A 16,014-nucleotide genomic window follows, 5' to 3' on the forward strand; every position below is an offset into this window, starting at 1 on the left:
AGCCACAGCCTTCACTCCACCGGTCGCAAACCTCGCCGCTTGACTTCATAAACACGTGAGATGTCTGCGTCGCTTATTTCCTTCCAGAATCGGCGCGCCCTCGCACCTACGGCGTTGAGCACTGCTCCGTCGGGGACGAGCGAGCTAGCTCGCCAGCAGGCAAAAAACAACGGGGAAAGGGTCCACTGCTGGTCACCAAGGGCCCCGACACCACCACCGCAACCAAGGAGCAACACCGTGAACGAGAACAAGACGACTAAGGACACTGCCGAGACTGTGTCGGTGTCTGCTCTGCCGGTCGATGACCGGAGCGGGGACGGGTACGACTGGATGGAAACCCTCACCGGTACGGCATGGGCTGTTCTGCCTAACTGGGGTTCTGAAGGTTGGGACGCCGGATCGTGGCCCTACATCATCCTTGCCGTGGCCAAGAGCAAGGACGACGCGGGGGAGCTGTTCGGGTACGGCCAGTACGTCGAGGGCGACACCGAAACGCACTGGTTCCGCTCCCAGACCGCTTGCCACGAAGCGATCACCGAATCGGTGTTCTGGTTCTGGAAGTCCGGCCAGTCAGACGGCCCGGAGGACCTGCCCGTGGCGGCGGCCGAGCTTCCCAGCCGCTACCGCAAGCCCTTCTTCGGATGGACGCAGGGACGCGACACCGTCGAGTAAGCGACCAGCAACCGCACCCCGCCCCAGCGGGCGGGGTGCGGCCCGGCCCTCCACCTCATCCCACTACCTCGAAAGCAGGCAAGCACTGATGCCCGAAATGCTGCTCTCCATGAACCGTGTCACCACCCAGGCCGACTACGTCCGAATCGCCGTCGACGAAGACGCGATGCTCGCCTGGCTGCAGGAGAACCCCAAAGAGAATGACTGGATCCAGCCCGTCAGCGACAAGGACGACATATGCGCCGAAGACGTCCGTCGCTACATCGAAGCCCACCCCGAGCTGCGCGACCACCAGCACTTCCACGAAGCCGCCGGAGAAGTGCGCGAGAGCTGGACCCAGCTGGAAATCATCGGCCCAGCCGACTAAAAACGAGCCGCGAAATAGCGTGATTCGCGCCATACAAGTGCTGTTTTTTCAGATGAATAAACGGTAGAATTAGTACCAGCAGCACAGCAGTTGACTCTCACTAAAACCACCACGTAACCAAGGACTGAGCGCCATGACCATCACCGTCTACGAGAAGCCGTCGGGCTGTTTCGGATGCAAGAAGACGAAGGAACTATTCGACGCCGCCGGCGTCCAGTTCGTCACCGTGGACATCACCACCAACGACCAGGCACTGGCCTACATCACCGAGGAGCTCGGCTACAGCCAGGCACCCGTTGTGGTGTACGAGAAGGACGGCAGCGAGGACCACTGGTCCGGCCTGAACCCGACCAAGATCAGCCAGGTCATCGCCCTCGACGGCGCCAAGTAAGCAGCCGCAGACAAGGCTTGTAAAACAAGCCTTGCATTACAAGCCTTGTCCGGCAGTACAGAAACAACCGAGTAGCTACCAGCAGCACCGACATTCAACGACAACACCAGCACCCATACGAAAGGCAGTTGAGCATCATGGCCGGAGAAACCGTCATCACTGTTATCGGGAACCTCACCGCGGATCCCGAACTCCGCTTCACCCCCAGCGGGTCAGCGGTCGCGAACTTCACCATCGCGTCCACGCCGCGCACGTTCGACCGGCAGAGCAATGACTGGAAGGACGGGGAAACCCTGTTCCTGCGCTGCAACGTCTGGCGCGAATCGGCCGAGAACGTCGCCGAGACCCTGACCAAGGGAACCCGCGTCATCGCCCAGGGCCGGCTAAAGTCCCGCAGCTACGACACGAAGGAAGGCGAGAAGCGCACCGTCATGGAACTCGAGGTCGATGAGGTCGGCCCGAGCCTGCGCTACGCCTCGGCGAAAGTCACCCGCGCCCAGCGCAGCGGATCCGGCAACAACGGCACCGGTGGAGGCAGCGCCCAGGGCGGGGGAGGGTTCCAGGGAGGAGCGCAGCCCGGCAACTCGTGGCAGCAGCAGCCCGCGGATGATCCGTGGGGAGCCCCCGCAGCAGCTGGTGCCGGCGGTGCAGGTGGGTGGGGCAACGGCCCTGACAGCGAACCCCCCTTCTGAACCCGCAGCGTTCGCGCACCCTCAGGGACAAGCGTCGGTGGCCGGCCCTACGCTGGCCACCATCGCGTCAACCCGAACCATCGTCCGAGCATGTTCAACGCACTAGCGCTAATGACCGCACCAATGCTGGAGGAAGCAGATGAGTGATCTACCCACTTTCGAGGACATGCGACGTCAAGCTCATCGAGCCCTCGGTGACGCCGAGGACGAACTGAGGTCGGATTGGCGCCCAGGTAGTGGCCCGACCGCAGAGCAGGGCAAAGCGGCTCGGGAAGCGCGAAGCCTCATCGCGGAAGCCAAGAGGGCGCTCGATCGCGCAGCTCTCGGCTACAACTCACGCTGGGACGCTTCCAAGGATGAGTCGGGGATTGGTGAGGCCGACAGGCTGGTTTGATGCCTGCGACTCGACCCGACAATGACCACGTGGCCGAATGCGCGGAATGCGGACGAACAGCTCCGCTGACGCTCACCGGGGATGGAACCCCGAAGGATTGGGCGTACATCGCGGATGCGGGACTGACCTTTTGCCCGCTGCACCGGCCGCGGATGCCCGAGGGCTGGCAGGACGTCATCAGGATCTACAAGAAGGGCGAGCTGAACAAGCTGGCCGGCGACCCCAAACCGCCGCCACCAGCAGGAGCTTTCGACGACGAGGAGTAGCAGGTGAGCAAGAGCAAACCGGCGTCTTTCACGCCGTACTTCGCACAGGACGACGCCGACCAGGTGCGGGCTGCGTTCCTCGCCGCAGGCAATGCCGAGGGCTACCGCTCTGTGACAGACTTGATCGAAGCAGCTGTGATGCGCGAGGTGAAGCGCCTGCAGCGCAAGCACAACAACGGCAGGAAGTGGGAACCGGTAGCACCGGGGGCCCTCCGGCCAGGCCGACGGACTCTCGAGGAAGAGAAGAACCGGGCCCAATAGATTTCCCTTGGTAGGGAAAGTAAGAACGGAAGCGGGACCCGTGTGGTGCGGGGCCCGCTTCCACCTTTTAACCCTCCGGTAGCGGGCGTCCGGCACCGCGAACGGCCGCCCGCTTAGCCTTTCGGGCTCTCACGTATTGAGTAACGGCGATACCCAGTCCCGCGCCACAACCAGCCAGCACCCCTCCCAGGCTCAGGTCAAAGACCAGTCGGGCGACCAACAGGATGCCGACGATCAGGGCGAACTGTACGAGGAGATTGGCCAGGACACGCATGGAACTCACCCTACGGCGGTCACACTCTTAGCTACCGCTGCGGCCCAGAAACAAACCATGCGGGTGGCCGGCGGCCGTGGGTGTCTTGCCTGTAGTGCTTCCCTGCTCTCCGCCAGGGCTCCGAGCAGGGCAATGGTCCTGCGCTTCGCTTCGGCCTGATGAGGTCCGGGTGCTCCTTCGTCGCACCCGACCCTGACGTTTTTTTGCTGCTGTCCTACGGATTATGCGCCCCCGCTCCACAGCGTCAACCGGCTCCGCCGGCATCGGACACACCGATCCTGTCCGGCGCTCCTGCGTCGCTTATTTCCTCCCAGGATCGGCGCACCCTCGCACCTACGGCGTTGAGCACTGCTCCGTCGGGGACGAGCGAGCGAGCTCGCCAACAGGCAAAAAACAACGGGGAAGGGCCACCACAGTCCCGCTGGCACACCACAGGCCCGGACCCACACCTACCAAGAAGGAACACAACCATGAACGAGAACACCCAGCACAACAACAAGCTCACCGTTTCGACGGCGGCTGATCTGCTCGCCTACGTCCCGACCACGCTCGGCTTCCAGCCCCGCGAGTCCTTCGTGGTCATGACCATGCGCGGCCAGCAGAACGGCCTGACCCTGCGAAGCAACACCCCGGCCGAAGCTGTCCGCCCAGTCGACTACGCGCAGGCCATGATGCGGCATCTGCTTGCCGACACCGCCGCCGACGGCGCCCTGCTGTTCGTCTACACGAACGAGGTGGCCGACGCCGCCCTGTTGGGCGAGAACGAGCACGCTAAGCCCTACATGGAGTACGCGAAAGCCCTTGAGGCCGAGATGGAGCGGGCCGGATGGTCCCTGCGGAACGGGTGGCTGGTCACCGACAAGGGATGGACGACGTACTTCTGCGAGGACGGCGGGTGCTGCACACTGAACCCGCTGGACGAGGTCCGGGACAGCGCGGTCAACGCGGAGATGATCTATCGCGGGTACAGCACGCGACCGAGCGCGGAAGCCACGGCCGTAGACCCGGCGTTCATCGGCTCCGACGACGCGCACGCGACGATCACCGAAGCGACGTACTGGATCAACCGGCTGGGTGCCCCGGATGATCTGGAGTTCGACCACCAGAAGATGTGCGATGCCCGCGCCGAGTGGAACGAAGCACTGGGGGAGGACATCGACGAGAGGGCCGCGTGCGAACTGGTCTGCTACCTGAACATCAAGTCCATCCGTGAACGGTTGATGGCCGACGCGATCGGCGCAGCCGATGACGAGCCGACTTTTCAGAAGGTGCTAATCGGACAGTATGAGGGACGGCCGGACTGGTCCCGCGTAGAAGCGACCGAGGACCTGCTGATCAAGATCCTCGCGTACACGCCGATCGAGGACCGCGCCGCCCTGTTCTGCTTCCTCGGGTGGCTGAGCTGGTACCGGGGATCGTCCTCCGTGGCCATCGCCTACTTCACGAAGGCCCTAGACATCGACGGGCAGCACCGACTGTCCCGCCTGCTCCGCGAGCTGGTCAGCCGCAGCTACGTCCCATTGGCCGCGCAGAACGAAGCCACCGCCTACCCACAGGGCAACCGCCACTAACCAGGCACCCGGTCACGGGGCCAGCTAGACCACAGGCCGAGGGCCGGACACCCACCCCCACGGGAGTCCGGCCCTCTTCTCGTTCACCCTGGCACGACAGGAGCACCCGGCAGGGGTGCCGCCGGTTTCATTGGGTGCGCTGGCGGCGGCCTCCGCCGCCAGCTCCCCCGGCCGCCGCCAGACACGCTGACGCGACCATACCTACCAGCCACGAGCTGCACCTACAGGGTTAGTCCGCCAGGCGACCTCCGGGTGCCGGCTGCGCCAGCACGTACAGTGAAATCACTCCACCGAGTAAGGAAGGCACACGCATGGGACCCACGGACTACATCGCGCACACCACCCCGAGCATCACCATGACAACCCCGTTCAGCGAGAGCCTGGCCGTGCACTTCCCGCAGCTGACAGCGCCGACAGTGGAAGAACTGCTCGAGGACCAGATAACGGCCGGGCCCGTTCAGTTCTCGCACGTTGACATCGTGTGGACACCTGAGGCCGACAAGGATCTCCTCTCCTAGACACACCATCGGCTGAGAGCACTTAGCCGGGCACAGAGGGCGGCACGGGCACACCAGCCCTGCCGCCCTTTCTCATGCCCCACCAACGCGCCCAGGCGTCCGTGGGTGTCTTGCCTGTAGTGCTTCCCTGCTCTCCGCCAGGGCTCCGAGCAGGGCAATGGTCCTTCGCTTCGCTCCGGCCTGTCACCGGTCAGGCTGCTCCTTCGTCGCATCCCGTCCGGGTCTTTTTTGCTGCTGTCCTACGGATTGTGCGTCCCCGCTCCACACCGTCAATCGCTGCGCGACGGGGCCGGCCACAAACCTCTACGGCGCTCCTGCGTCGCTTATTTCCTTCGAGGTTTCTGGCAGGCCCTGCCCTTCGGGTTGACAGTGCTCCGTCGGGAACGAGCGAGCGAGCTCGCCAGCAGGCAAAAAACAACGGGGAAGGGCCACCACAGTCCCGCTGGCACACCACAGGCCCGGACCCACACCTACCAAGAAGGAACACAACCATGTCCGTTCTGGAACAGATCAATCCCGCCCAGCTGACCATCGACACCAACGTGCGCGCCGAGGCCCAGCTGGACAAGGCTTTCCTGTCCTCCATCAAGGAGCACGGAGTCATTCAGCCCGTCGTCGCACACCGCACCGAGGACGGCACCCTGCACGTCCTCTACGGCCAGCGCCGCACCCTCGCCGCCGTTGAGAACAACCTCGACACCATGCCCGTGTACGTCGTCGACTCCCTCACCGAAGCCGACAGGCTCGCGAAGCAGATCGTGGAAAACGACCAGCGCCGCGAACTGACCGACCACGACCGCGCCGAAGCATTCCACCAGCTGTCCCTGCTCGGTGTGTCTGCCACGCAGATCGCCCGCAAGACCGGGGCGAAGAAAACCACCGTGGACGCGGCCCTGAAAGTCCGCGCCGACGACACCGCGACCGCGTTCCTCGCCGCTGGCATGACGCTGGACATGGCCGCAGTGATCGAGGAATTCGCCGGAGACACCGAAGCGATCGTGAAGCTCGAAACCACGGCCAAGGAGAACCCGCAGAGCTTCGACCACACCGCCCAGCGCATCCGCGACGACCGCGCCCGAGAGGCCGCTGTCGCGGCCGCGAAGGCCGAAGCCGAAGCCGTAGGGTTGACCCTCATCGAGGACGACTCAATCGGCTACTACGACTACAAGGGACCCATGGCCAAGATCGGCGACCTGCGCACCGCCGACGGCGGCGCACTGACAGTCGAGGACGCAGACGCCGCCTACGTCCGTTGGACCTACTCGGGAGTCGCCACGACCTACATCAACACCGACTGGAAGGCCGCAGGCTTCACCAAGCCCGGAGCACCCCGCGCCGGGAAGATGAGCGAGGAGGAAAAAGCCGAACGCCGGACCGTGATCGAGAACAATAAGGCATGGGACGCCGCTGAGGTGGTCCGCATCAACTTCGTAAAGGGACTGCTCAAAGGCAAGACCGCCCCGAAGAACGCACTCCCCTTCGTCGCCCACGCGATGGGAGTCCATGCGTACACCGTCGCCGATGGACTCTCCAAGCACAGCGACTTCGCCGCCGAACTGCTCACCGGCAAGGAGCCAAAGGCCACCGGGTTCGGCACCAGCTCGGAGCTGGCGAAAATCACCAGCCGCCCCAACGCCCGTCACGAAACCAACGCCCTCGCGATGGTCCTCGCGGGATACGAGAAGCGTATGAGCCGCCAGTCATGGCGCGGGTCCGACCCCACCGCCAAGCACTACCTGACGCAACTCGCCACATGGGGCTACGAACTCAGCGACGTGGAACGACTCATCACCCACCCCGCACCCGCACCAACCCCGAAACCAGCACCGGCACCCGCGCCAGAGACGCAGGACGCCGAACCGGTCGAGACGCAGGACGAAGCTCAGGACGACGAGCCGGAAGCGCAGGCAGAGCCGGGCGAGACGTTCGAGGAAGTCCACGCGGACGAGGAGGAAATGATCGCCGAAGAGTACGCGGCCGAGTAGCACCGGCACCGGTGGTGCAGGGAGCAACAACCCTGCACCACCAGCCCCGGCCCGGGCAGTCAGGGCAGGGAAGCGTAAACCGGTCAACTCGCCGCTGATGGGCGGGGCGGTTCGCCGCCGCTACGGGAACCTCGAGCTGTGGTCGCCGGCGACGAACCGCCGTCCTCGCACTCAACCTCGACCCGGCTCCGGTGCCGCGCACCAGGTACGCGCGCCACGGCCGCGCCATACACCGACCCGATCCGACTTACCTCGCGGCCGACAACGCCGCCGGCTTGCGAGCCGTCATCCTCCACGCCACACCGAGGTTTGATCCGGCTGCGAAACCGAAGATCCACGCGACCGGCACCGACCGGATGACCTCGGAGTTGCCCGCGAGTAGGAACAACACGGCCAGTGTTCCGGCCAGAACCAGTAGTGCTACCCACGCATGACGCGAGCCGAAGCGGAAAAGCCAGATCCCCAGACCCGCAGCAGCAACGAGAGCTGCGAAAGGCTGCCACGTCACAGCGGCTGCACCGAAGACGATGAGGGCAAGAGTCACGAAGGCGATGGCACTACCAAGGACCAGAAATCCCAGCGCGGATGCATGCCGTCGGAGCCTCACCCGCTACGCGGCCTTTGTCTCGGAGGCAACCTGCTCCGCAACGTCGTCCGCTGTCGCCGCCAGCGTCGGCTCGGTCCGTCCTTCCCCGGAGGTCGGGCTGGTGCTGGCCCCGTCCAGGGCCCGCTTTATCTCGGCGGTACTGAGCCCAAGCCGGGCCGCGACCGCGGCCCGGCTCTCGCCGGTGTCGAGCATCTGCTGCACCTTCGCGCCGGCTTCCTTCGCGGCCGCCTCGGCGTCCTGCTCGGCTTTCGCCAGGATCGCATCGGCCCGCTCCCGCGCCTCGGCGCGGATCTGCTCGGCCTGCTGCTCCTGCTCGAAGAACTCCGCCGCCAGGTCAATCAACCGCTCGTGCCGCTCGGTCAGTTCCTGGGCTTTCGCCCTCGCCTTTTCCCGTGCCGCGACCTGCTGCGCTGACTTCCTCGGTGCTGCCATGATGACGCGTCCCCTTCACTCATCCTGCGTTCAAAACCTGTACCTGATCCTGCCCGGGCGCGACTTGCGATCCGACGCACTTTCCCTGCCAAACCTAACGGTTAGCGACTGTCCACCACGGGCGGACCCCCAACCGATCACCGACTATGCCCGATGTCACCGCCGGCACCCATGAGATACCCATGCGGACCTCGCTGACGCTCGGGCTGGATCCAACGGACGTTGACCACACGTGGACAGCTCCGAGATACCCCAACGTCTCTATGCTGCCCACCTGGTGGATAACGTCCGTTTGCGGTTCCACACAATCGAACGACCCGTGGATAACGAAAACCGTGTTACCCACCGCTCATTCTCATGTGCACAACCACATCGAGATTCGATGGACCAATCGTACTGGTTTCCATGGCGCTTCATCTGGGTTTCCTCCTTCGTCGTCACCATTCGATTTCGCACCCTTCCAACCAGCACAATCTGTCACACCTCTTGCACTCATGTAAGCGAGGTCGACAATCGCGTCCCTGCCCGCGAGAATAGGGCTGTGATGACCGTCCATAAGCTCAGTGCTGGGGACGGCTACGCCTACTACACCTCCGAGGTCGCCAGCGCCGACGAGCTGCGCTCGGGGGACCGCGAGCTGGGGGACTACTACACCGTTGAGGGCATGCCTCCGGGCCAGTGGGTCGGCCACTCAGAGCAACTACTGAACGTCTCCGGTGAGGTCACCGAAGCGCAGATGAAGGCCCTGTTCGGTGAGGGAATCAAGCCCAACGCGGCGCAGATCCTTGCGAATGGGGGAACCAAGGAGGATGTGGCCTTGGGGAAGCCGTACCTCCAATTCGGGGCAGCGGACACCGAAATGACCCGCCGCATCGAGGAAGAATCAGCACGGTTCCGCAGGCTCGGTGGCCCCGACTGGGCCGGTCCTGAAAACGCAGACAAAGCGCTGCCGAAGGAGGTCATGCACGAGATCCGGTACCGGGTCGGGGGCGAGCTGTTCCGCGAGTCCCACGGACGGAACGCCCGCAGCAACGAGGAACTTGCCCGCTACGTGACCGCGCAGACCACACCGAAACAGCAGACCGTCGCCGGATACGACCTGGTGTTCTCGCCCGCCAAATCGGTGTCCCTCCTCTGGGCGCTCGGCGGCGACGAAGCGCGTCAAGCCATCGAGACAGCGCACAACGAAGCCATCGCAGAGACCATTACGTTTCTCGAAAAGAACGCCGCCTACACCCGCCGTGGACCCCAGGGTGTGCGGCAGATCAACGTGGAGCACGGACTGGTCGCTACCCAGTTCCGGCACTACGACTCCCGTGCTGGGGACCCGCAGCTTCACGACCACGTCGTCATCGCCAACAAGGTCATGGGCACCGACGGGAAGTGGTCCTCCCTCGATGGACGGACCCTCTACAAGATGGGCGTCGCGGCATCCGAGACGTACAACGCGAAGGTGATCGAGAAGGTCTGCGCGGCCCTCGGCGTCAGCACGGTCGCCCGGACCGCCGGTGGCGGGGAGCCTATCTACGAGGTCGCAGGGATTGACCTGGACGCCATCCACCGGGCGTCCTCGAGGCGCACGAACATCGCCGGCGCGATCAACCGGTTGGAGTCCGAGTTCACCGATAAGCACGGGTACGCGCCCAGCGATAAGCAGAAGATTGCCCTGGCGCAGCAGGCCACGCTGGAGACCCGACCGGAGAAGAAGAGTGCCCGCCGGCTCTCCGAGCTGGTCGAGGAATGGCAGAAGGACTACAGCACCGGACTGGACGGTGGGATGGGCATGCCGGTCGGACCGTCACTCCTCGAGCACGTCCGCAGCGCCGGCATCTCAGCAACTACTGGCACGTCCGCCGGCCCCAGTGTTGCGGACGTCGACGTGCACGAGCACGCCCGTGACATCGTTCACGAACTGTCAGCCAAGCGCGCTTCATGGGGGCGAAACCATGTCATCGCCCAGACCCGCCGCCACCTCAAAGACGCCTTCCCAGGACAAACGATCACCGATGAAACCGTGGAGAAGGTCACCCGCTCGGTCATCGGCACCCACAGCCTCCAGGTCACGCCCGAGGCCATCACCCCAAGCCTGCGTGAGTTCCTGCGGGCCGACGGAACGAGCCAGTTCCAGGAGGCCGATACTGCCCTGTTCACTTCCCACGAGGTGCTGAACGCTGAGCACAGGATCCTGGCAGCCGGACAGAAGAGCGTCATCCCGGCCGTGTCCATGGAACGGTTTGACGCAGTCCTGGCGCAGCACACCGAAGCGGCAGCGAAGGCCGGCAAGCCATCCCTGTCCCAGGGACAGATCGACCTGGCGCGGGCATTCGCCACTGACGAGAAGCTGCTCACCCTCGGTATCGGGCCGGCAGGAACAGGTAAGACGACCAGCCTGTCCCTCGCCGCCGAGGCCGTCCGGGACACCGGCGGACGGGTCATTGGACTCGCGCCCACCGCCGCCGCGGCGGCTGTCATGAGCGGGGACCTCGGAGCCGACGCGACGACCATCGACGCGTTCCTGGCCACCCACCGCAACCAGCAAGCCGGTACGAGCGCCAGTACAGGTACCTTCGCTCTCGGGGCCGGGGACGTGATCATCGTCGACGAAGCCGGCATGGTGACCACTCCGAAGCTCGCCGATGTCGTCGCCGTGGCCGCCCGTAATGGTGCCGTCGTCAGGGCCATCGGAGATGACCGGCAGCTCGGAGCTATCGGTTCCGGCGGGGCGCTGCGCCTGCTCAACAACGAGGTCGGAGCGGTCCGCCTCGATGAAGTTCACCGCTTCCGCACGGAAGGTGAATCGGAGGCATCCCTGGCACTTCGCGAGCCGCCGGCCGCCGGTGTGGACACCCCGTTCCACTGGTACCTCGAAAACAATCGCATCACCGCGGGAACCACCGAAGCCATGACGCAGGACGCCCTCGGCGCGTGGATGGCTGACACCCAGGCAGGCAAGACCTCGCTGTTGGTCGCGACCGACAACGCGACCGTTACCGACCTCAACGCCCGCGCCCAGGCCGCCCGCATCGCCACCGGCGACCTCACCGACGGCGCCGGTCCGATCACCGAGGCAACGCCGTCCGTGGTCCTGCGCGACGGACTGCGCGCCTATGCCGGGGACACCGTCGTCACCCGAAAAAACGACCGGACCCTGCAGCTCAACCAGGGCAAGGACTTCGTTAAGAACAACGACGTCTGGACCGTCGAAAAGGTCACCGCCGGCTCCGCCGCCGATACAGCTGCAGGACAGGAACGGCAGCGCATCACCCTCCGGCACGCGGGCCACCGGGGACGGATCACCGTCGACGCCGACTACCTCCACGAGCACGGCCAACTCGGCTACGCCGCGACCGTGCACCGCGCCCAGGGCGCGACCGTGGATACCGCGCACGCGATTCTCGACGAGCGGACCGACCGCGCCGGCGCCTACGTCGCCGCCACCCGAGGACGCGAAACAAACCGTCTCTACGTCGCACTCGGCGACGACAACGACCAGACCGTGACCCGCGACAGCGTCCTGTCCACCATCACAGCGAACTACGACCGAACTCTGTCCGCGCACGAAGCAGTCCGCACCGAAGCCGTCCGATCCGGTGACGTTGCGACCCTGGCGGGCGTCTACAACGAGGTCGAGAACGCCGCGTGGGAAGCCAAGACCAGGACCATCGCAGCTGACGTTCTGGGGCCGCGGACCGCCGTGCAGTTCACCTCGCACGAGGCATGGGGAGCGGCCGCGACCCACCTGCGTACAGCAGAAGCGCAGGGACTCGACCCCGCCGCACTCCTCGCCCAGGCCGCCGGCGTCAGCCATGACAGCAACAGGGACAGCACCGGACGCGGACAGCACGCCGACACCGGGCACCTTCGCGGGTTCGACGGAGCACAGGACCCGGCAGCCGTCCTCGCGTACCGGCTCGAGCAGCGCATCGACGCCGCCCACAGCCTCCTCGCCAATGCCGACCAGCGTCCCCTCGGGGCCGTATCCGATGAGCACCTGGCCCGCCTCGCACAGCAGGCCACGAAGCACGCAGCAGGAACCGAGCTGCCGCGCCGGTCGCCCGGTGAAGTGCCGATGGACACGCAATGGGCGGCACGCCCATTCGCGCTCACGCGGACCGACAAGCTCACCGACGCGCGCACCGATGCCCTGCAGCGGGTACAGGCCATCGACCCGACGCAGCCCGTCGACGCCTCGACGAGGAAGGCGCAGTGGACTGTGCAGGCGATGACGGTCGAGTTGGAACGCCGTCAGGATCTTTCCCCGACGCAGGCCGCGATCGAGCGCACCGCACGCGGGGAGGACCCCCGCGCCGCACACCAGGTCACCATCGGTGAGGCCATCAGGAACGAGCAGCAACTCCGCTCCGTCGCACTGCCACAGGCCAGCACGACCACCACGCGGCCAATGGCCACCACGACGGTCAGTAATGACCTCGCGCCGTCCGTGCTCTTGCGCGATGAGCTGGTGCCGGCCTCCTACCGGGCCGAGCTTGACCGGCTCAGGACTCACCTCGAGCAGAGGGTCATGGTTCGTGGCGCGCAGCTCGCGGAAGAGAAGCCAGCGTGGACGAACGCGCTCGGGCCCGTGCCCGGTAGGCAAGCGAAGGCAGCTGAGTGGCACAGCATCGCGGCCGAGACCGAGGCGTACCGGAACCGGTACAACATCGGCGCTCACGAGACCGCGCTGATCCCCAAGCAGTACCGGGATGATCCGACCGCGCAGCGCCTCATCGAGCGGGCCACTGCCCTGCACAAGCACAGTGAACTCACGACCGTCGCACCGAGGACGGCCACACAGATTCAGCAGGGAGCGGACGAGGCAGCGATCGTGGACCGCATGGCGACTGAGCAGCCAGCAGCCCGGCGGGTCATCGACCGGATGCGGGCAGAACGCGCCGCCGCCAGCGATCCCTTGCCGGCGCCGCAGCAGCGCGAGGCACGCATCGTGGACGCCGTACAGGCTGAACCGACACCGCAGCAGGGCGATGATAGGTCGGCCGCCGTTGCCCGTGTGCTCGCCAGGCACCGCGCACAGGCGGCAGCTGCCGCAGGAACGGCAACGCCGGAGGCATCCAAGGTCGCCGGCGATTTGGCCCCCACCGCTCAGAACCAGAACACGCGGGAGTCCGCCGTGAACGAGAACAAGGATGCCGCTCGACCCGACAACCGTCATTCGCGGTGGGGCAAGGAACAGGCCGAAGTCATCCGGAGGAGGAAGGCTGCGCCGGAGAAGCCCACGACGAAGTCCGCGCAAGACGAAGCGGCTTCCGCCCGTAAGGCCACGGAAGCCGCAGATCGAAGCAAGGGACGCTCGCTCTAGTTGCAGGCGAAGTAATTCATCCGGTGGCGCGTGCCGCGGCGGACGGTCGGATGGGTCCGCGCGTCCATCAGCAGAGATGTAGCCGGTCGGCTGTCATCCTTCACACTCGGCGCAGTACTTGTCGCCGTTCTTTTCGCGTGCGAGCTGTGTTCGGTGATGCACCAGGAAGCACGACATGCAGGTGAACTCGTCCTCCTGCACGGGAACAACCTGCACCAGGAGTTCTTCCTCGAGAATCGCCCCGGGCAGGTCAAGACCCTCAGCTGTGTCGCCGTCCTCGACGTCGATGACCGAGGTTTGTGTGGTGCTGCTGCGCTGGGCTTGAATGGCCTCGAGAGACTCGTTGGCTGGCTGGTCTTCCGGGCGAACGCGGGGCTCGTCGTAGTCGGTTGCCATGGTGTGTCTCAGTCCAATCGTTGGAGGTTCGTCGCAACAGGCGACAGGGGTCCACGGGGTGGGTCCTGCCTGTCGTACTGGTGGCTAGTCTCCACTATTCGTAGTCACGAACGATTTGGTGGTGCCGCGGGACTCAACACGGCGATGAAGGGTCAAGTAGTTGATGCGTGGCACCGCTGCCGTATCGGTCGTCCATGGCGGACGGACGCAGCCCGGCTGGCGAACTGCTGATGGCGATCCTGAAAAGATGGGGGCATGACAACCTCTGATGTCGCTTTGCCTGATGGCTACGGCTTGACCCTGCAGGCGCTGAAGGACCGGGTTCATGGCGCCCGCGTGAAAGCGCAGCGGACGGTGAATACGCAGCTGATCGAGCTGTACTGGCACATGGGCCACGAGATCCTGGTTCAGCGCGCACGCCAGGGGTGGGGGACCGGGGTCATGAAGCGGCTGGCAGATGACTTGCGGACCGAGTTCCCGGACATGACCGGTCTGTCGCGCAGCAATCTGCAGTACATGCGGGCCTTCGCCGCGGCATGGGACGAGGACGCAATTGTCCAACAGGCTGTTGGACAATTGCCGTGGGGCCACGTCGTCCTGCTGCTGGACAAGCTCGATACACGTGCATCGCGTGACTGGTACGCCGCAGCAGCCGTGGAGTACGGGTGGTCGCGGAACGTCCTGGCGAACATGATCATGAACAAGTCGATGGAGCGCACCGGGACGGCGCCGTCGAACTTCACCCGCAGCCTGCCGCCAACGGACTCCGAACTGGCGCAGCAAACCGCCAAGGATCCATATGCCTTTGAGTTCCTCGGCCTCTCCGGTGAGGTTGCCGAGCGTGACCTCGAGCAAGCGCTCATGGACCGTATCGTCGACACCCTCCGGGAGCTCGGTCCTGGGTTCGCTTTCGTCGGCCGACAGGTCCACCTCGAGGTCGAGGGAGACGATTTCTACATCGACCTTTTGTTCTTCCACGTCGAGCAGCTGCGCTACTTCGTGATCGAACTCAAGACCGGCAAGTTCCAGCCCGAGTACGCCGGCAAGCTGAATTTCTATGTCGCCCTGGTCGACGACAAGCTCCGCCGCGAGGCACACAATGACACCGTCGGGATCCTGATCTGCGGCAGCAAGAACGACCACACCGTCCGCTACGCCCTCGGCCGCTCCGAATCACCCATGGCGGTTTCCACCTACACCTATGACAGTCTGCCCGCCGCAGAAAAACGCGCCCTACCAGCGGCCGACGAACTGACCGCGGCCTTCGACCAGATTGCATCGGAGAACGCGGAGTAATAAGAGGGAGTCCAACTAATCTCTTCCCGAGCCCTTAGCTCACACGAGGCAGGTACCAGTACTTCAAGGGCACCGCGGGAAAAGGATCATCGGTGCTGTATCGCCACACATGGGACTCACCCGGTATCCGTTAGTTTGTGAGTCTGTAACTCTGTAAGTAAGTGAATTTGCTAGTCGCCTTAGGTGGTCGTTCGGCTGCACACCCAGCTCTAGGCCAGCCCGGTCAGTCCTCGAAATGAGTAGACAGTACTCGACCTTCACTGATCAACCGTTTGTGTAGACACCGCCTGCACAAACTACATCCACACCGATCTGCGCCCCAGTGCTGCAATGGACGAAGGAGGTCCGGCGCGGTGTCCCAAGCGCCCTGCTCCTAAGCAGCACTCTGGTAAGAAGTAGGAGAGGACCAACTTCGTCAACATAAGTTGACATAAGGTTCGTTATCGGCATCCGGAGATTAGCGCAAAACCGCTCTTGATGGCGTCGAGCGTCTAGATCGGGACTGTAAGAAAAACGGTGTGTGAGGGCCCGGCCTGATCCGAGAGGAGATGGCCGTGGATGACTTCACGACTGAC

General features: G+C 64.7%; 13 protein-coding genes. 11 read left to right on the forward strand and 2 right to left on the reverse strand.

Annotation, left to right across the window (positions count from 1 at the left end):
- Positions 1-237 precede the first annotated feature (237 nt).
- The 9 genes from ACX80P_RS16485 to ACX80P_RS16525 all read left to right on the forward strand — a co-directional run bounded on the left by ACX80P_RS16485 (position 238) and on the right by ACX80P_RS16525 (position 7,391).
- Entirely contained in the window at positions 238-672 is a 435-nt protein-coding gene (locus ACX80P_RS16485) for a hypothetical protein (protein WP_459279191.1), read from the forward strand.
- 88 nt (positions 673-760) lie between these two features.
- Positions 761-1,039: a hypothetical protein gene (locus ACX80P_RS16490; protein ID WP_459279192.1), complete on the forward strand. Its 279-nt coding sequence runs from the start codon at positions 761-763 to the stop codon at positions 1,037-1,039.
- Positions 1,040-1,172: 133 nt separating this feature from the next.
- Positions 1,173-1,430 carry a glutaredoxin family protein gene (locus ACX80P_RS16495; RefSeq protein WP_459279193.1) on the forward strand — a complete coding sequence of 86 codons (258 nt, stop codon included), beginning with the start codon at positions 1,173-1,175 and terminating at the stop codon, positions 1,428-1,430.
- Between the two features lie 137 nt (positions 1,431-1,567).
- Positions 1,568-2,122, forward strand: a complete 555-nt coding sequence (locus ACX80P_RS16500) for a single-stranded DNA-binding protein (RefSeq protein ID WP_459279202.1) — start codon at positions 1,568-1,570, stop codon at positions 2,120-2,122.
- A gap of 393 nt (positions 2,123-2,515) precedes the next feature.
- Positions 2,516-2,782 carry a hypothetical protein gene (locus ACX80P_RS16505; protein WP_459279194.1) on the forward strand — a complete coding sequence of 89 codons (267 nt, stop codon included), beginning with the start codon at positions 2,516-2,518 and terminating at the stop codon, positions 2,780-2,782.
- 3 nt (positions 2,783-2,785) lie between these two features.
- Positions 2,786-3,043, forward strand: a complete 258-nt coding sequence (locus ACX80P_RS16510) for a ParB family protein (RefSeq protein ID WP_459279195.1) — start codon at positions 2,786-2,788, stop codon at positions 3,041-3,043.
- A gap of 744 nt (positions 3,044-3,787) precedes the next feature.
- Positions 3,788-4,888, forward strand: a complete 1,101-nt coding sequence (locus ACX80P_RS16515; RefSeq protein ID WP_459279196.1) for a DUF4192 domain-containing protein — start codon at positions 3,788-3,790, stop codon at positions 4,886-4,888.
- A 311-nt stretch (positions 4,889-5,199) separates the two neighbouring features.
- On the forward strand, positions 5,200-5,406 hold the full coding sequence (locus ACX80P_RS16520) for a hypothetical protein (RefSeq protein WP_459279197.1): 207 nt from the start codon (positions 5,200-5,202) through the stop codon (positions 5,404-5,406).
- 491 nt (positions 5,407-5,897) lie between these two features.
- Complete coding sequence (locus tag ACX80P_RS16525) at positions 5,898-7,391, forward strand: ParB/RepB/Spo0J family partition protein (protein ID WP_459279198.1); 1,494 nt, start codon at positions 5,898-5,900, stop codon at positions 7,389-7,391.
- A gap of 610 nt (positions 7,392-8,001) precedes the next feature.
- On the opposite strand, the gene ACX80P_RS16530 is transcribed toward ACX80P_RS16525, so the two are convergent.
- A complete protein-coding gene (locus ACX80P_RS16530) occupies positions 8,002-8,430 on the reverse strand; it encodes a flagellar basal body-associated FliL family protein (RefSeq protein WP_459279199.1) in 429 nt (142 codons plus the stop codon).
- Between the two features lie 544 nt (positions 8,431-8,974).
- Between ACX80P_RS16530 and mobF the strand changes: the two genes are divergently transcribed.
- Positions 8,975-13,747, forward strand: a complete 4,773-nt coding sequence (mobF, locus tag ACX80P_RS16535) for a MobF family relaxase (protein WP_459279203.1) — start codon at positions 8,975-8,977, stop codon at positions 13,745-13,747.
- Between the two features lie 93 nt (positions 13,748-13,840).
- Here the strand turns inward: mobF and ACX80P_RS16540 are convergent, their stop codons facing one another.
- Positions 13,841-14,143 (reverse strand): DUF4193 domain-containing protein, encoded by a 303-nt coding sequence (locus tag ACX80P_RS16540; protein ID WP_459279200.1) that lies wholly within the window; start codon positions 14,141-14,143, stop codon positions 13,841-13,843.
- 255 nt (positions 14,144-14,398) lie between these two features.
- Between ACX80P_RS16540 and ACX80P_RS16545 the strand changes: the two genes are divergently transcribed.
- Positions 14,399-15,439: a PDDEXK nuclease domain-containing protein gene (locus ACX80P_RS16545; RefSeq protein ID WP_459279201.1), complete on the forward strand. Its 1,041-nt coding sequence runs from the start codon at positions 14,399-14,401 to the stop codon at positions 15,437-15,439.
- Positions 15,440-16,014: the final 575 nt, after the last annotated feature.

Source organism: Arthrobacter arabinosi, assembly GCF_054511115.1.